The sequence below is a fragment of the Microcoleus sp. A6-C6 genome, assembly GCF_036705955.1.
Taxonomy (GTDB): Bacteria; Cyanobacteriota; Cyanobacteriia; order Cyanobacteriales; family Microcoleaceae; genus Microcoleus.
Window position 1 is genome coordinate 1 of the sequence record NZ_JAUBVR010000023.1, and the last position, 17,571, is coordinate 17,571.

The following is a 17,571-nucleotide window of genomic DNA, read 5'->3' on the forward strand; positions in this document are numbered from 1 at the left end:
TAATTGCAGGAATTTACAATTATGACCTGTATTTATCATTACAACAGGCGAGCATTTGATATTTTCGCAGGAGGTCTAATGTCAAAGCTGTTTGGGTTTGTCCGGTACCGACTGCGATAAATACCAAGCCCATGTAAGAGCTAACTATATAGGATAGCGTGCGCTTGATGTCGATTTGGGCGATCGCAATTAAGGAAGCACCCACCGCCGTTGCAGCGCCTACAATAATAGTTGTCTTCAGCCCCACGGGCGACAAAGCGATGACCGGCTGCAATTTAATCAAAATCCAAGCGCCGGTTTCCACAACTACCGTGTTTCGCAAAATCGTTGCCGGCAAGGGGCCTTCCATCGCCTCATCCAGCCACAGGTGCAGGGGAAACTGAGCGCATTTGCCCATCGGGCCGGCAATCAAAGTTAAACTCAACAGCGTCGCCACTGTGGGGTCGATGTTTGCAGTCTTAGCCCAAACTGCCAACTCGTCAAAATTCCAAGTTCCCGCCAGCGGCAGAATTGCGACTACTCCCATCAACAGAAATAAGTCTCCCACGCGCTTAGTCAAGAAAGCATCGCGGGCTCCTGTCACCACCAAAGACTGATTGAACCACAGCCCGATTAGCAGGTAAGTTCCCAGAGTCAGGACTTCCAGAATCATGTAGCTGAAAAACAGAGAGTTGGACAAAACCAAGCCACACATCCCCGCTTCAAACAGCCCCATCAGGGAAAAGAACCTCGCCCAGCCCCAGTCCATTTCCATGTAACCGATTGAATAAATCTGCGCCAGAAGGTTTAGTCCGGTGATCAAAACTGTCGCCCCGACGGTGACAGCAGAGATGTCTAAAGGAATGGTTAAGTCTAAACCTGCTACGTTCAGCCAGGGAATGAACTGGTGTTGCGCCGGTTGGTTCCAGATTGCTGTGAGGGCGATGACGCCGTGGGCGAAAGCGAAGAAAGTTAAGATGGCGTTGACGTAACCGGAGGGTCTAGGCCCCGTGCGGCGAGTTATTGCTGGGAACCACAGTATCGAGAGAAATGCGCCGATGAGTGGATAGCAAGGTATAAACCAAACGGTCTGGAGTAGGATTTGAGCCATTGGCATTACCTGTAATTGTTACAAAAATTTAACAATCTGAGAATAATCTCGATCGTCAGAAGTAAAGATTTTTTGGGGTGACTGCGAGTTTCCTGTCCTTTTGAAACCGGGAGCTTCAAAATAGACTTATTAATTTTATATTAAGGATTGCCTGAAATTTTCATATTCGCTGATTCAGCATACTTATATACAGATAAACTCTACTTATATGATGCCAAGATTCAGACGGCGGTTGAAACCTGGTTTACACAAACGATGTTTGCCTCTGCATACCCAAGAGGACAACAGAGGTCTTCAACCCGCTTTCTAGTGGGTACAAGCCTGTACAGGCGCGGTTTATACCCCCCTGTCTGGTTCTAAGGATTAAAGCTGCTCAATGTCCCGTGCTGCTAAAGGCAGTGTGGCTTGTCGCTGTCCGATCGCCCTTGCTCTCACATTCAAAAGACCGATCGGTGTATGTAACAAATCTACCAGATCGAGTTTGCAGATCATAATTTTAGCCGCAGCAATCGGTAATTCCTTTAACAACCACCTAGCCAGCCGATACAAATATTCTCCTGTTGTGAATTCTCGCATCAAATCGACGCCGTGGAGTTCGTGCAAATATTGATTCGACTCGCCGTAGCGATACCATTGACTGTGCAACTGTTTCAGTGTACTGCGGTGGCGGTGTCGGGCGATCGCATTTTCGGCAAAATACATTTTATAGGATGTTTCCCGCAAAATCCGCCAGCACAAATCCGCATCGCCACCACTCGTAAGGTACGGGCGAAATAAACCGACTCGTGCTAAAATCTGCCTGCGTACAGCTAAGTTTGCCGTTTGACCGTAGGGACAAAAAGGGTGAGCGAGAGTATGTTTTTGAGATAAAGTATTGTCGCGGGCTGCGTGTTTTTCTAAGACAGTGTTACCGGGAAGGGCGAGGATTTCACCGCAGGTAATTCCTATTTCTAAGTCAGCGAATGGTTTAACTAAATTTTCCAACCATTGAGTTTCGGGGCGACAGTCTGCATCGGTAAAGGCGATGATTTCGCCTTTTGAGGCGCGAATCCCTTGATTGCGGGCGGCGTAGGAACTTTGAATCTTATTTTCGCTGAGATTGCGAATGGTGATTTGATTATTACTTCCCTTCTTACTTCCCCCCCTTAGCAAGGGGGGGACTGAGGGGGGGTTAGATGCTGCTGCTTGAAGGATGGTGGAAGTGCGATCGCGACTTTTGTTGTCTACTAAGAGATATTCTACACTGTGTGGCGGGTAAGTTTGCGATCGCAGACACTCGATTAACTCCGGCAAATCCATCTCGCCATTATAAACAGGTATCACCACCGAAACAATCGGTAAAAACTGCTCATTGTTCATTAATCCTCTCTACTGATTTTTGAGTCAATCAGAACTAAAGTCACTACTACGAAAAACCTCCGCAAATCGGACACGGCAATGCCGTCTCTCTACAGATGCTCGCGTACAATCCATGTATAAACCTATTTTTCAGAATTGGTATTACCTTGAATTTTTGTGGAACAGGCATCTTGCCTGTTTTTTGGAGTCTGAAGTTGTTGTGGAACAGGCATCTTGCCTGTTTTTTGAGTCTAAAACGGGCAAGATGCCCGTTCCACAACTGCATTGAGTTCTTGTGGAACGGGCATCTTATTTGTTTTTTAACATGGTAGAAAACATCAGCTACATATGCTGTCAAGTTTATTAATAATCCGGTTTTAACTGTTACCAGTCAACATCAGAATCATCAACACTAACACCCCGTTAGTTAAATAAAAGATACCAACCACCTGAGTTTCCAACCAGCCGCAGAGTTCTAGATGATGGTGAAGTGGAGCCATTCTTAACAGACGCTTGCCGATGCCATCAGGGCCTTTTGTAGCTTTGTAATAACCTACTTGAGCAATTACTGACACCGTTTCAATCAAGAAAATCCCACTGATTATTAATAATATCCAAAGGCTATTTGTTAATAAAGCTACCGCACCCAAAGCACCGCCCAAAGCCAAAGCACCTGTATCGCCCATAAACACTCGCGCTGGATTGCGGTTGTGAGTTAAGAAGCCGAGACAACTGCCGCTAATGCAGGCGCAAAAAATCATTAATTCTGGCGAAGTTGAGGCTACAGATGCGCCTAATCCCAAAAGTGCGATCGCCCCCAAGCCTCCCATCAACCCGTCAACACCGTCGGTAAGATTAGTAGCATTGCTTTCAGCAACTAACACAAAACCCGCCAGCGGCCAAAACATAAAACCCAAAGGTAATACCCAACCGAAAGGCAAAGCAATGTTCGTAGAAATACTTGGATTGTGTAAAATCAGCCACAAACAAAATATAGCTGCAAAACCTACTTGCAAAGCCAATTTCATCCGAGGTGAAATACCTTTATTCGACTTGCGGCGGAGGATTTGCCAGTCGTCAATCCAGCCGATGAAACCGTAAGCTAAAGTTAAAGCCGATACAGCAACAACATCTGAGTTAAATCTAGACCAGAGTAAAGCGACTGCGACTCCCGCAGGCACAAAAAAAACTCCGCCCATTGTTGGAGTTCCAGCTTTTTTCAAGTGGGCTTGGGGGCCGTCTTCGCGAATTATTTGTCCTGCTTTTAGTTCCTGGAGTAAAGGCACGACTATATAGCCCAAACCCGATGCAACTAAAGCACAAACAGCTATTGGCAGAAATAGCGATGCAGGCGAATTCAAAAATCTACCTGCTGATACATCTAAACCGATCGCTGCAATACAGAGCCCTAAACTCAGCAGGAGGAATAAATTCCTGCCCGTAAGCTTGAAAGGCATAGTAAAAGGGATTTTCTCATCCAAAAAGTTATCCATAACACTCCTCAACACACACACCATTGGAGAATAAGCAATTGATAATTGGGGAATAGGGTGCGATACAGGAGATGGCGAAATTTGTTAGTTTTTCTTCCCTGTTTCCGATTGATTCCTTGACCCGCAAAAAACTGGTACAAGCCCTAGACTTCATTAGTGGTCGATTTTCCCCAATTTTTAGACTCAATTTCGGTTTCCCGGATTTAATGTTGCAAGTGAATCTAAAATTTCAAATCGACTGACTATTTGACGAGTTATTCGTCCCCTGCACCTGCATCATCTTCTGCTTCTTCTTCTAAATCATCATAAGGACTGTCGTCAACTGCCATTAATTCAGAAATTTCTTCTTCGTGCAGATAGTCGGGTTCTTGGACATCCCTTGCTAAGAGGCGATTGTTAGATTCCAACCAGTCTAAAAGAGAAGATTGCTGCTTTAATGGAATTACATCCGCAGGCAAGTGACGAGGAATTTGGCGCAGAGATGGGTTATACATGATTCTCGGTTTCTAAAGACAAAGATGCGATCGAGTAGAACTAATGTTGTGCCGACTGACTGCTCCTTCGATAGAACACTTGCAAATCCGGCATTTAGCAGAGCTAAGGAATTATACCACAGACACTCTTTGGTTCCGGATCGGATAGGATGGCTTACTGATTCGGGCGATGCCCCAATCATGGGCCTAAGGATAACATTAAAATCCGATCTTGCCAATCCCTCTTTAGCCGTAAGTATTGTAATCTGAGACGATCGTCTTTTAAAGTATCACGGGACACCGGGCCAGCCAGCGGTTGAGCCAAAACAGTCTCCTGGCTGTGCGTCAAAGCCTGATAGCGAATACGCTCTACCTTCTTCTTCTTCAGCCAACTCTCAAACAATAAATCTCAGAATGGATACAACGGCGGCGGTTTTATACAACAAAGAGGGTTACGACACCGGAGGGAAAAAACTTCTAGGGCGTCATTCAGCCGGAGAAGGATTTCTCAAAAGCTTAGTCCAACACGGAACCGCTGACTCTCTCTACTGTTGCGCAGACAGCGAAGCAACTTTTAAGGAGTTTTGTTCGCGCATCCAACCTTGGCTGCAACAACCGCGGAAAGTCCGCTGGATTTCGACGGATCGACCAGATTTGCTATCTCAACCAGGTACAGTCTATCGACCCGATCCCGCCCTGGCAGATCTGGTTTGGGGGCGCAGATTTGTCGATCAGCGGGCTTACAGCGTTTGCGGTGTTACCCACACGATCGCAACTAAGTATGTCATGGAATCGATCGGCAATTTGATCACTGCACCAGTTCAGCCTTGGGACGCCCTAATCTGCACATCTAACGCCGTGAAAACAGCCGTAGAAGGAGTTATGACCGAGTGGTCTGAGTATTTAGCGCAGCGCAACGGCGGTAAACCGGAAATTTTGGTCAAATTGCCCGTTATTCCCCTAGGAGTGGATTGCAGCGCGTTTCCGCAGGGTGCAGAAGCAGTCGAGGTGGGCGATCGGCAACGGCAAGAACTCGGCATTTCTCCCGGCGATATAGTCGTGTTATTTGTCGGCCGATTGACGTTTTCTGCCAAAGCCCATCCGGTACCAATGTACATCGCCCTGGAACGCGCCGCCCAGCAGACAAAGGCGAAAATCCACTTAATTCAAGCCGGTTGGATCGAAGATCCGAGAGAAGAACCCGACTTTAAAAATAGCGCCCAAATATTTTGTCCGTCCGTAAATGCTATTTTTCTAGACGGCAGAAATCTAGAAATTAGAGTTAATATTTGGTCGGCTGCTGACATTTTTATTTCGCTTTCCGACAACATTCAAGAAACCTTCGGACTAACGCCAATTGAAGCAATGGCAAACGGACTACCAGCCATAGTTTCAGATTGGAATGGATACAAAGAATCAGTACGCCACGAAATCGACGGTTTCCGCATTCCCACACTCATCCCGCCGCCGGAAGCTTGTTTAGATTTAGCGCTAAATTATCACGACGGTAGCTTAAATTGGCCGACTTACATGGGTCACACTTCCCTCGCCACAGCCGTTGATATTGATGCCTGCACCCGCGCTTTGTGCCAATTAATTGACAACCCGGAATTGAGAAAGCGCATGGGGGAAAATGCGAGACAAAGGGCGAGGAAGATTTATGATTGGAAAGTCGTAATTGCAGCTTACGAACAGTTGTGGCGGGAATTAGCAGAAATTCGTGGTTCTGCACCAGAGTCAGCACCTGTAAAAGCCGGAAAACCGCCTTATCCGCTGGGCGACGATCCGTTTCGGGTGTTGGGTCATTATGCGACTAGAACTTTAACCAATGATATGATGCTGAGTCTGGGTGCGATCGCCACACCAGAACTTTTGAGAGAGTTGCAAACAATTTGGTTTACCAGTTTTGGTCAAGACAGAAGAATACCTGTTAAAATTCAGATAGAGATGCTGGATAAAATTAAGCAACAGGGTGCTGTCAGCGCGGCGGAACTTCTCAGGTGTTACGCCACAAATGAGCGAGAATCAGCATACCTATATCGGACGATGCTCTATCTTGTGAAATTTGGTATCTTAGTTATTGGTAATGGGTAATTCAGTTGACAGTTGACAGTTGACAGTTGACAGTAATTTAGAATGAGTAATCGAGCATTGTTCATACTAAATCCAATAATACTCGGCGGTTGAAACCGCGACTATACAAACGATGTCCGCCTCCGCGGACTGAAGATTAGAGTAAATTTAGGGTACGCGCTGGGCCCACAAAAGCCCAATCATAAACGTGGGCAAAAAAACGATTTATTTAGTCGCTGTGCATAAGTCATGGACTACTAACTAATGACTAATGACTAATGACTACTGACTACTGACTACTGACTACTGACTCTTAAAAAACTATGCTTAAAAAATCAGGACTATTAGAGATAATTGCTGGTAAGAATCGCGGTTTGCTAGCCACTGCAACCGACAAACAGGCGATCTTAAGTGCGATCGCCCAATTGGAAGATTACAACCCCACGTCTCGCCCCGTCGAAGCCGCAGAGCTTTTAGATGGCGATTGGCGGTTATTGTACACCAGCAGCCGCGCCCTGCTGAATATTGACAGTTTTCCGCTGTTAAAACTGGGTCAAATTTATCAATCCATCCGCGTCAAAGAATCAAAAATTTATAACATTGCCGAAGTTTACGGATTGCCTTATTTGGAAGGAATTGTCAGCGTAGCTGCGAGATTTGAGGCGACCTCAGAACGGCGAGTGCAGGTAAAATTTGAGCGATCGATTTTGGGTTTAACAAGGTTGATAGGCTATGAATCTCCGGCAAAATATATCGATGAGATTGAGTCAGGTAAAAAGTTTGCTGCTGTAGATTTCAAGCTGGATACTCGCGAACAGCAGGGATGGCTGGATATTACTTATTTGGATGGCGATTTGCGAATCGGGCGCGGGAATGAAGGAAGTGTTTTTGTGTTGACAAAAGAGTGATTTTGTGATGTTTGATTAAGTGCGATTTTTTACGAAAAAGTTGCAAGCAAACTAAGATTATCCAGGGAGGGATACAATCATGACATCAACAATCTGAGAAACAATGGGTAAAATTACTACAACGCTGACAATCGCGAATCATGCCGATCAAATTCGCTGTGAAGATGGTGCGATTATGGCTGAGCAAATACGTTCAATTACCATCAAAAATGTGCTAGTGGATACTGGGGCGACTACTTGATGCCTGCTGCAAGATGCGATGTCGATCGGATGCTGACGGCCACTTGCTGTGTCTCTCAACTCATGCCTCAAGCTTCGCTGCTGGTAGTCTTTGACTTGCAACCAGACTAAAAATAGCGGCTTTCCCCCCGCGATCGCCCCTCTAAAAGTAGAGGCTTTCCCCACAGGCGGCAAAGCTATCCCGAACAGAAATCGCCCCTCTCAAATTGGAAAGCTATATTAATTTGAGATTCAACTACAAACTCAAAACTAGGCTCTACGGGTTTTCATTGTTTAGCTAAAATCAGATAAGCTAGTATAAAACTATCCTCAATTTGTTGGTGAATTATGACTGTGACAACTGCAAAATTCATCCTTCCTGAAGCGGGCAAAATTCCACAATGGCAAGCCGCAACGTGGGAAGATTATGTAGTGGCTTGCGAAAATCCGTCTTTAGCAGAAGCCAGGATTTTTTTTCATGAAGGATATATTTGGATAAATATGGGTAATGAAGGGCCTCAACACGCCAGATTTAACGATCTATTTACTATCATATTTTTTGTGTGGTTTACCACCAAAATAGGACAAACTTTTGATTCTCTCAGCGGTTGTGTAATTGAGAAACCTCAAGTGGGTTCAGGTGCACCAGATAAAGTTTTATACATCGGCGGAGATTTCCCGCAGTGGCAAAAAGGAGAACCGCGCCGAATTAATCTCAATCAATGGCGAGTTCCCGATTTAGTGGGGGAGATTTCTGATACTACTTTGACGAGCGATTTGGATGAAAAAAAGCGCTTGTATGCTGCATTAGGAATTCCTGAGTATTGGGTAATAGATATTAAGGGTGTGAGAGTATTGGCATTTCGATTGATCGAGAATGGAAAGTATCAGGAATGTGATTTTTCGGTAGCACTTGAGGGATTACCAATTGCTTTGCTGTCCGAGACTTTGAAGCTTTTGGTTGAAGGAAATGGCACGGCGGCGATGTGGTTTGCTCAACAAATTGGGTATTTGTAGGTAGGTGGGGAAAGTGCGAATTTTAACTCTAACTTTGCTATGATTAGGAAGAAGCCATCTTTGCAGGGAATTAAAATATGGTATTACCCACAATTACTGAAGATACAATTTCCCTCGCAGCAGGAGACGAACTCATTCTGCGATTTAGAACTTGGCAAGATTACGAGGCATTGCTAGCTCGTCGAGGGGATAAGGCTGGATTGAGAATTCGCTACAGCAGCAAAACCCAAGAAATTAGAATTATGTCACCATTGCCCAAACATGGTAAGAATGCAGATATACTGGCAGATTTGGTCAAAGCTTTGCTGCGACATGAATGCAGAGATTGGCAATCTTTTACGCCAATTACGTTGAAGCGGATTAACCAACAGGGAATCGAACCAGATTACTGTTTTTATATCGACAATCGGGAGCAAATATTAGGAAAAGAGCGCATTGATTTAGAAACAGATCCACCCCCAGATTTAGGGATTGAAATTGATCTGATTTGCACGACAAAACCAGATGATTATCAAGCGATCGCACCTTTGGAACTATGGGTTTACCGTCAAAGTCAATTATCGATCTATCAATTCGAGTCGCAGCAGTACCGTGAGTCTCAAACGAGTCGGTGGTTTCCCGGTTACGATCTTAAAACCTTAATTCCTCAATATTGCGATCGCGCTTGGCAGATTGGTTCTAGTGTGGCGCTGCGAGAGTTTGAAGAGGTATTGCGATCGCTATAATCCGTAGGGAATTGCTCGTTCATGTTTACTCTTCAGTCCGCGAAGGCGGACTTTGTTTGTATAGTCGCGGTTTCAACCGCCGACTCCTATGCTTTTCATAATTTGCACAACTTTTCATAATTTGCACAACAAAACTTTACCAAAAAACCAACAACATCACACAAAAAAAATGCTCCGACTATCCCAAACCCAACTCAAAATTCTCGAAGAATGCCCCCGCAAATTCCAGCATAGCTACCTAGAACTACTGGCCACCACCGCCTCCCCAGAGCACAAAGAAAAACTCACATGGGGCAGCCACTTTCACCTATTGATGCAGCAGCGAGAACTCGGACTCCCCATTGAATTCATCACCCAACAAGACCCAGAATTAGGACGCTGTGTGGCAGCATTGATCAACACTGCCCCCGAACTTTTCACGAATTCCGAAAATAGCGATCGCATTTTCCGCCAAGCCGAACACCCGCGCATCCTAATTTTTCAAGACTACCTATTCACCGTGATCTACGACTTATTAATCGCCGAACCAAACACAGCCCAAATTCTCGACTGGAAAACCTATCCGCGCCCTCAAAAATCTAAATGGATAGCCGAAAGTTGGCAAACTCGCCTCTATTTATATGTTTTAGTAGAAACCAGCGACTATTCCCCCGAACAAGTTTCTATGACATACTGTTTCGTACAATTACAAGGAGAAGAACCGCCGCAAAAACTTACATTTTCTTACAACCAAACAGAACACGATCGCACAAAACAAGATTTAAGCCAAATATTGCAGCATCTAACCGACTGGCGACAGCCTTATTCCGAAGGCGGCGAATTCTTCCCCCAAGTACAAATTAGTTCCAATCTCTGCGATTCCTGTCAATTCGCCACTCGCTGTAACCGCACCCAAGACAGCAAAGCTTCCTCACTAAATATTTCCATAGAAACTCCCGTAAATTGGCTGCCAAATCTTGCTATAATCGATGAAATATCTATTTAACTAAAAATTTTACTATCCAAACTCTTTGGATCGTCGCTGGGTGGGGGCGGGTTTATAGATATTGTCGATTTGAATTAAAGATTGTTGGTGAACCCGCCCCTACAGGAATTTATGAAATAACCTATGACAGAATTACTTCAAAACTGGCAAAATCAACCCTTACCCCAACCCCCAGATTGGCTAATCCAAGCTGTCAGAAATCACGCGCCAGAACTTCCGGGAAACTATGCGGCTGCACTTCTCTGGTATAGAGGAATTCAAAACCCCGAAGAAATACCAGGTTTCTTAAATCCCAAACTTTACCAGCCAGCAAGTCCCTTTGAATTCGGACTAGAAATGAATTGGGCGATGACACGAATTCAGCAAGCAAGAAACAATAACGAAAAAATCGCAATTTGGGGAGACTTTGATGCTGATGGCATTACCTCAACCTCTGTTCTGTGGGATGGATTGGGAGAGTTTTTTGCTCAAAATGACCAATTAACTTATTACATTCCTAACCGATTAACTGAATCTCACGGACTTAATATTTCAGGAATAGATGCATTAGCAAAATCTGGAATTAGCTTAATTATTACTTGTGATACAGGCAGTACAAACATCGCCGAAATCGAATATGCCACTAGATTAAACATCGATACAATTATCACTGATCATCATACATTACCAGACGATCGCCCGCCAGCGACAGCAATCATCAATCCCCGCTACTTTGATCCCAACCACCAACTGTTTAACTTGTCGGGCGTTGCGGTAGCTTACAAATTAATCGAAGCACTATATCACACATTGCCGGATATTCCGCAGCGCCCGCTTACGGATTTATTGGAGTTAGTGGCGATCGGCTTAATTGCCGATTTAGTCCAACTTACAGGAGACTGTCGCTACTTAGCACAACTCGGCATCGAACAACTGCAAAAACAAATTGCAAATCCCACTCGTCCGGGAGTTGCTAAATTACTCGAACTATGCAAACGAGCGGGCGATCGCCCAACCGACATTTCCTTCGGCCTCGGCCCCCGAATCAACGCCGTCAGCCGCATCCAAGGCGACGCCAGCTTCTGCGTAGAACTCCTCACCAGCCGCGACAAAAAACGCTGCGAAGAACTAGCAAATTTAACCGAAATTGCCAACACCAGACGCAAATCTTTGCAAAAAGATGTGGCTAAAGATGCAGCCCAAAAATTAGCTAAACTCGACATCTCAACCACCAGCGTGATTGTCCTCAGTGACCCACAATGGCCCGTAGGAGTATTAGGATTAGTTGCGGGACAAATCGCCCAAGAATACGGCCGCCCGGTAATTTTATTCTGCACAGAAGGTAGCGAAGAAATCAAAGAAAGTCTTCCTGACACTCAGCTTATCGATTCTTTCAACCCCGATTCGCAAAAACTTTCCCAATCTAAAATTCCAAATCCCAAATCTAAAATCGCCCGCGGTTCTGCCCGTTCAGCAAATCAAATCGACCTTTATAAATTAGTCAAAGATCAAGCACATTTATTGGATAGATTCGGCGGTCATCCCTTCGCCGCCGGATTGAGTCTCCCTGTTGAAAATATTCCTTTATTTACCGATGCTGTAAATCAGCAACTGCGACAACAATACAGCATAGATAGTTTAACAGCCGCCCCTGTTCAAGCCGACTTAAAAATTACTGTCGCCGAATTAGGCAAACAGTTATTTCAAGAGTTAAAATTGCTCGAACCCTGTGGAATGGGCAACCCCGCACCTAAATTGCTGATTGAAAACTGCTGGTTTAAGAATATCTACAATAGGAATATTAAAGATTCACAAGGAAAAGAAGTAAAGTATATCAAAACTTCTTTTGAAATTTGGGATGAATCTAGCGATCAAGGATTTTCAGGCATTTGGTGGGGACACTATCGAGACGAAGTTCCCGAAGGGCGGTGCGATGCCACTGTTGAACTCGATTTTAATACTTATACATCGGACTATGAAGTGCGGTTGATATCAGTGCATTCCCGCACGGAAGAGGGCAAAATTAATTCCCCAACTAAAATAGATTGGATCTTAGACTGGCGTAATAGAAATAATGATCAAGAGTTGTTAGCGGTTAGCACAAACTTGGAATCTCAAATTTCAGCGGACAATCTAGCTGACAATTCAGGAATGCTCGATCGCGAAAACTCAATTATCCTTAAAGAATGCCCCGCAAGCTGGGACGAATTGCGCGTCTGGTTTCGGCAAGCACAGCAGAAGCAACAAAAACTGGCGATCGCCTATACATTACCGCCATTCGTAGCCCCGCAGCAAATCTGCCAACAGCTAATCGGCATCGCCAAATACCTCAGCCGCACCAACAAACCCGTCACCAGACAGCAACTCCGCCAAAAACTCGCCATCAGCGACACTTCCCTGCAACTAGGGTTTACCACATTAAAACATCTCGGTTTCAAAGTCAATTATCGCGATCGAGCTTTTCACATCACCAGACAACCCGAAACCAGAGAAATCGGAGATCATATCTCCAAAACCTTATTCTCTAGCCCCTCAACCCAATTCTCAGAGCAAAATTCCCCCATCGCCGCCCGTTATGCAGCGCAATTCCTAGCAGCAGTCTCTGAAGAACAATTCCGCAGGAAATATTTTTGTGAAGTACCCATTTCTACCATTGTGTCGATCGCGCGAGAGACCATTTTTCAAGAAGATTATACAGAAAATCCCTTTTAATTGATATCTGCCACAATGATGAAAAACAGGCAAGATGCCTGTTCCACTCATCAAATAACTTTTTTGTCAGGCGAACACGCGAAATCTTAGATGGAGAAGGCTTTCAAACTTTACTGGATTTAAATTGTATATTTCAATCCTCTATTCTCATTCTCCCATTCTCCATTCTCCCCCTCTCCCTCTCTCCCTCGCAGGGCTAATTCCTGACAGGGACGCAACATCTCAGTTGTAAGAAATATCTTAGTTCTCAATTCATCGATAAAATAAGGTATATGGCAATGGGAGTTATCCGTTGCGAGTCACGCCCAAAACTCATAACCTATAACTCACAGCCCAAAACCCAAAACTGCCGAACCCTCAAACTCGATCGCACATCTCCAATATAAAACCCCTATGCTCCTCTGTCCCCGCTGCCAATTTGAAAATCCCGACCCAAACAAGTTTTGTCAACAATGCGGAAATTCCCTAATTTACAAACCTTGCCACGAATGCGGTACCGAAGTCGCTGTTAGCGCCGCATTATGTCAGAATTGCGGAGTCACAACAGGTCAAGTGTGGCGGGCAGTAATCTGCGGTCGATCGAACTTTCCAGTAGTCCAGCTAGACCAGTCAACCATACCATCAGCCGAGATTACACAAAAAACCGACAATTTTTCAGCAACCGCATCGGCCCAAAACCCTCCCAAACCAATCAAAGACGCCATTAAAACAGAAATCACCGCCGATTCTCAACAGGCCGATGCCGCCGAATGCAGCAGCCCAGAAATTGACATTGTGGTTGGCGTAGGGGCGATCGCGCCAGAATCATTTCAAACAGACCAAAAAATCTCTACTACAGCGCCAGAGCGCGAAATAACCCCATCTGACAACAATTTCACAACCGCACCACAGCCTGAAGCAAGGCAGGAACCAACAGACAGCCCCGACGACGCATCTCCCCAATCCCCAGAAATCCCCGTCTCCAATGCCGAATATTTAATTTCTTCCCAGCCAGCAGGAGCTTATTTAGACAGCCAGCAGCGCTACCAACTCCTAGAAACCCTGCCCGCAAGAAAACCCTCAGACACAGTAGCAGTAACAGTATTGGACTGTCAGCCGCTGCAAATGTCACCCCTCAAAGCAATGCTAGCAGCCAAAGGAGCCAGCGTCGCCCAACGCACATCCCCTTACACCGCAGCCATCAAACCCGGAGAAAATGCCACCAATTCTGCTTTAGCAGAGCTTTGCCAAGGCATAGCTGAACCTTATCTAGCACTCCGGTGGCAATTTTCTCACAACCTGCCAGTCATTCACGATAGCTGGTCAGACAACGAACAGGCAGTGCTGCTGCTAGAAGATTGTTCGCAATGGCCACTGCTGGTAGAACGGTGGAGTCAACCCGAAACTTCCACCCAGCAAATCTTATACTGGCTGCACGAAATGACAGAACTCTGGGCAGCCCTAGAACCCTGGCGCTGCCGGCAAAGCTTGTTGGAACTGACAAATTTGCGAGTCAACCCCGACTCTTCCTTTTCTTTGGCCTCTTTACGAATGCAGCGTCTGTATCCAGAACCCGCCGGCTCAAACCTGCAACTGGTAGATTTGGGGCAACTGTGGCAGGTGATATTTAACCATTCCGATCGCACTCAGTTTGGCGCATTGCTCGAACTATTGCAACAAATGTATAGAGGCGAGATTAGCACAATAGAAGAATTGCGATCGCGCCTAGAAACCGTTCCCCTCGAACTTCAACCCGCACCTCCACCAACCTTAACCCCCACCCGTTTCCAAAATCACATCCCCGACAACTCGCCCCCCGAAGTTGTTGGCGAAGTCTTAACCCAGCCCATGCCAGTCCAGATTTACTGCTTAGAAGATGCAGGCCTCACCGATGTCGGCCGCACCCGCGACCACAACGAAGACTTCTTCAGCATCTGGACTCAGATTAACAAACTCGAAACCTCCTTCGGTCGAATCTTTCAAACCAAAGGGCTTTACATTCTTTGCGACGGCATGGGCGGACACGACAGCGGAGAAGTAGCCAGCCAACTAGCCGCTGAGACCCTCAGAGAATTCTTTCAAACCAGTTGGCAAAATCAACTCCCCCAGGCCGACACCATCCGCGAAGGAGTCCTACTAGCCAACAAAGCCATCTTTGAAATCAATCAAAAGGACGGCCGTTCCGGCAGCGCCCGCATGGGTACAACCCTAGTCGTAGTCTTAGTTCAAGACACCAAATTCGCCGTGGCCCACGTCGGCGACAGCCGCCTCTACCGACTCCGCAAGGGACAGACACTAGAAAAAATCACCTCAGACCACGAAGTAGGGCAACGCGAAATTAAGCGCGGGGTTGACGCGGAAACTGCTTATTCTCGTCCCGACGCCTATCAACTAACTCAAGCCCTCGGCCCGCGAGACGGTAATTTTCTCAAGCCTGACGTGCAGTTTTTAGACTTGTGCGAAGATACTTTATTGATTTTGGCATCCGACGGTCTGACAGATAATGATTTGTTGGAAACTCACTGGCGGAACACTCTCGAACCTCTGTTCAATCCCCAAGCTAATCTCGACCAGGGAGTTGCTGAGTTGATTGAACTGGCTAACAAACGCAACGGTCACGACAATATCACGGCAATTATCATTCGGGCGCAGGTAGGCCCATTTCGATTTTAAATTTTGGCTGCTGTCAACGGTTCCAAAGCAGCGCCCTGGCCGGCTAGGTTAAAACTGTAATTGTTGGGGGTTCGGGAACAGCAACGGCCTTTTCCGGGCAAGGCTTGACTTTCTGTCCTGTTACCGAGAAAAATGGGTTTAAAGCCTCCTCCTTTGAGGGGGAAATAAAACAAAATTATTCATTGTTTCAATTTTCTTCCTTTTAGCCAGAGGTAACAGTTAACTGTCAACCCTTCGACATATCCATCATCAAAAACTTGTGGCGCTGGCGGTAACAAGCAACCAATGCCAAAAAAACGAGTTTGTGATTGTGAGTCTGACCATCTCTCGATCGGGACTTAAACGCAGCAATGATTCGAGCTCTAATTCCCGTTATCGGTGAGTTTGGCTCGTCAAGGATACGCCGTCCTGAATTCCCGCCTGTAAACTAGAAGCAACCGACTCCCTAGAAAGAAGCAGGAAATAAGTTTCAAATCTGTCCTTGATATCAGTCTTGTCCACGTTATATAAATCTTACCGGGCAGAATTAATCCTATGAATCGAAAATGCTGCTGACTCTTTTAGATCCAGAAAAACAGACCCCCCTGCAACAGTGGAGTTTCGAGAGCGAGTCCATTGTCCGCATCGGCCGCTCTCCTGAAAATCACGTTGTGATCCCCAATGCTCTTGTGTCGCGTGAACACCTGGAATTGCAAAGACTTAAAAGCGGCACCGACAGTCAGTGGTATTTAGTCAATTCGGGGACAAATGGCACTTTTGTTAACGGTATTCTCATGTCTCAGGGTTGGATAGCCGACGGTGCCCTGATCCAGTTGGCGCGGGGCGGCCCAACTCTGCATTTCCAAGCTGTCACGATTGAACTCGGCGGCAAAATTGAAGCGATCCCTACCTTCAGCCCCGCGATGCCACGGTGTACCCACGCGGGAAATCCGCCGGGGAATTTATTCTGCATCCACTGTGGTGAACCGATTAAAGTCGATCGCACAATCCGCCACTACCAAGTGCTGCGAACTTTGGGCCAAGGCGGTATGGGGACAACGACTTTAGCCTGGGATCGAGAAAAAGCCAAAGCTCAACAACCCGGAAGTTCCCCCGCAGCTTCTTTGGTAGTCCTTAAGGAAATGAACGCTGACATGGCTCAAATAGTCAAAGCTCAAGAACTGTTTGAACGTGAAGCTAAGACCCTCAAAGCGCTGCACCATCCGGGAATTCCTCAGTTTTTCGACTTTTTTGTCGAAGGGGGGAAAAAATATTTGGTAATGGAAATGCTTCACGGCGAGGATTTAGAAAAACGCATCTACAACCGCGGCCCTGTTGCTCCCAAACAGGCGATCGAGTGGATGATCCAAACCTGTGAAATTTTGGACTACATTCACTCTCAAAAACCCCCGATCGTCCACCGGGATATTAAACCTGCTAATTTGCTAGTGAGGCACCGCGACAATGGCATTACAGTGCTGGATTTTGGCGCCGTTAAAGAAATCGGCACTCCTCCGGGCACTCGCATCGGCGTGGAAGGCTACACCGCACCAGAACAAGACCGGGGACAGCCTCTCCCTCAGTCGGATTTATATGCGATCGGGCCTACTTTGATTTTTTTGCTGACGGCGGAAAGCCCTCAAAAGTTTTACGGAAAAATCCCTAGAGGTTACGGGTTTAAGCTCGAAAATATTCCGACGATCGCCCCGAAGTTGCGGGAGGTCATTTTGCGAACCACAGCAGCTAAGCCTGGCGATCGTTTTCAAACTGCTCAACAATTAGCTAGAGCTTTAGCAGCTTGCCTCTAAAAGAAGTCATTAGTCATTGGTCATTAGTCATTAGTTAGGAGTCCTGCCGTCAACCGAACGACCGGCTTTCGGGCAAGCTGTTATCTGTCAACCGAACGACGGAGCTCACGGCAAGCTGTC

Annotated in this window: 12 protein-coding genes and 1 pseudogene; 9 read left to right on the top strand and 4 right to left on the bottom strand. The window is 46.1% G+C overall.

Annotated features, from left to right (window positions below; genetic code table 11):
• Window positions 1-76: 76 nt before the first annotated feature.
• The 4 genes and pseudogenes from QUB52_RS11790 to QUB52_RS11805 all read right to left on the bottom strand — a co-directional run.
• Window positions 77-1,090 (bottom strand): annotated as a pseudogene (locus QUB52_RS11790) (proton-conducting transporter transmembrane domain-containing protein); the annotation flags it as partial.
• A gap of 363 nt (window positions 1,091-1,453) precedes the next feature.
• Window positions 1,454-2,449: a glycosyltransferase gene (locus QUB52_RS11795; RefSeq protein WP_332973051.1), complete on the bottom strand. Its 996-nt coding sequence runs from the start codon at window positions 2,447-2,449 to the stop codon at window positions 1,454-1,456.
• Window positions 2,450-2,805: 356 nt separating this feature from the next.
• Window positions 2,806-3,921, bottom strand: a complete 1,116-nt coding sequence (gene mraY / locus QUB52_RS11800) for a phospho-N-acetylmuramoyl-pentapeptide-transferase (RefSeq protein ID WP_265240087.1) — start codon at window positions 3,919-3,921, stop codon at window positions 2,806-2,808.
• A 254-nt stretch (window positions 3,922-4,175) separates the two neighbouring features.
• A complete protein-coding gene (locus tag QUB52_RS11805; protein WP_265240088.1) occupies window positions 4,176-4,415 on the bottom strand; it encodes a DUF3134 domain-containing protein in 240 nt (79 codons plus the stop codon).
• Between the two features lie 393 nt (window positions 4,416-4,808).
• Here QUB52_RS11805 and QUB52_RS11810 point away from each other — a divergent pair, with 393 nt between their 5' ends.
• From QUB52_RS11810 to QUB52_RS11850, 9 genes are all read left to right on the top strand, one after another.
• Window positions 4,809-6,488: a glycosyltransferase family 4 protein gene (locus QUB52_RS11810; protein WP_332969808.1), complete on the top strand. Its 1,680-nt coding sequence runs from the start codon at window positions 4,809-4,811 to the stop codon at window positions 6,486-6,488.
• Window positions 6,489-6,790: 302 nt separating this feature from the next.
• On the top strand, window positions 6,791-7,375 hold the full coding sequence (locus QUB52_RS11815; RefSeq protein WP_332969807.1) for a PAP/fibrillin family protein: 585 nt from the start codon (window positions 6,791-6,793) through the stop codon (window positions 7,373-7,375).
• A gap of 103 nt (window positions 7,376-7,478) precedes the next feature.
• The gene (locus tag QUB52_RS11820; protein WP_332973052.1) at window positions 7,479-7,616 is read left to right on the top strand and encodes a hypothetical protein; all 138 of its coding nucleotides are present in this window, start codon (window positions 7,479-7,481) and stop codon (window positions 7,614-7,616) included.
• Between the two features lie 326 nt (window positions 7,617-7,942).
• Entirely contained in the window at window positions 7,943-8,611 is a 669-nt protein-coding gene (locus QUB52_RS11825; protein WP_332973053.1) for a Uma2 family endonuclease, read from the top strand.
• A 77-nt stretch (window positions 8,612-8,688) separates the two neighbouring features.
• On the top strand, window positions 8,689-9,336 hold the full coding sequence (locus tag QUB52_RS11830; RefSeq protein WP_332973054.1) for a Uma2 family endonuclease: 648 nt from the start codon (window positions 8,689-8,691) through the stop codon (window positions 9,334-9,336).
• A gap of 169 nt (window positions 9,337-9,505) precedes the next feature.
• Window positions 9,506-10,321, top strand: coding sequence for a PD-(D/E)XK nuclease family protein (locus QUB52_RS11835; protein WP_332973055.1), 816 nt, complete (start codon window positions 9,506-9,508; stop codon window positions 10,319-10,321).
• A 123-nt stretch (window positions 10,322-10,444) separates the two neighbouring features.
• A complete protein-coding gene (locus QUB52_RS11840; RefSeq protein ID WP_332973056.1) occupies window positions 10,445-13,012 on the top strand; it encodes a single-stranded-DNA-specific exonuclease RecJ in 2,568 nt (855 codons plus the stop codon).
• Window positions 13,013-13,405: 393 nt separating this feature from the next.
• Window positions 13,406-15,664: a serine/threonine phosphatase gene (locus QUB52_RS11845; protein ID WP_332973057.1), complete on the top strand. Its 2,259-nt coding sequence runs from the start codon at window positions 13,406-13,408 to the stop codon at window positions 15,662-15,664.
• Between the two features lie 545 nt (window positions 15,665-16,209).
• Window positions 16,210-17,451, top strand: coding sequence for a protein kinase domain-containing protein (locus QUB52_RS11850; RefSeq protein ID WP_332973058.1), 1,242 nt, complete (start codon window positions 16,210-16,212; stop codon window positions 17,449-17,451).
• The last annotated feature ends 120 nt before the right edge of the window (window positions 17,452-17,571 follow it).

What these genes read in the sequence shown, in the direction of transcription:
- QUB52_RS11795 (WP_332973051.1), bottom strand. Translation starts at nt 2,449, where the DNA reads ATGAACAATGAGCAGTTTTTACCGATTGTTTCGGTGGTGATACCTGTT.
- mraY (WP_265240087.1), bottom strand. Translation starts at nt 3,921, where the DNA reads ATGGATAACTTTTTGGATGAGAAAATCCCTTTTACTATGCCTTTCAAG.
- QUB52_RS11805 (WP_265240088.1), bottom strand. Translation starts at nt 4,415, where the DNA reads ATGTATAACCCATCTCTGCGCCAAATTCCTCGTCACTTGCCTGCGGAT.
- QUB52_RS11810 (WP_332969808.1), top strand. Translation starts at nt 4,809, where the DNA reads ATGGATACAACGGCGGCGGTTTTATACAACAAAGAGGGTTACGACACC.
- QUB52_RS11815 (WP_332969807.1), top strand. Translation starts at nt 6,791, where the DNA reads ATGCTTAAAAAATCAGGACTATTAGAGATAATTGCTGGTAAGAATCGC.
- QUB52_RS11820 (WP_332973052.1), top strand. Translation starts at nt 7,479, where the DNA reads ATGGGTAAAATTACTACAACGCTGACAATCGCGAATCATGCCGATCAA.
- QUB52_RS11825 (WP_332973053.1), top strand. Translation starts at nt 7,943, where the DNA reads ATGACTGTGACAACTGCAAAATTCATCCTTCCTGAAGCGGGCAAAATT.
- QUB52_RS11830 (WP_332973054.1), top strand. Translation starts at nt 8,689, where the DNA reads ATGGTATTACCCACAATTACTGAAGATACAATTTCCCTCGCAGCAGGA.
- QUB52_RS11835 (WP_332973055.1), top strand. Translation starts at nt 9,506, where the DNA reads ATGCTCCGACTATCCCAAACCCAACTCAAAATTCTCGAAGAATGCCCC.
- QUB52_RS11840 (WP_332973056.1), top strand. Translation starts at nt 10,445, where the DNA reads ATGACAGAATTACTTCAAAACTGGCAAAATCAACCCTTACCCCAACCC.
- QUB52_RS11845 (WP_332973057.1), top strand. Translation starts at nt 13,406, where the DNA reads ATGCTCCTCTGTCCCCGCTGCCAATTTGAAAATCCCGACCCAAACAAG.
- QUB52_RS11850 (WP_332973058.1), top strand. Translation starts at nt 16,210, where the DNA reads ATGCTGCTGACTCTTTTAGATCCAGAAAAACAGACCCCCCTGCAACAG.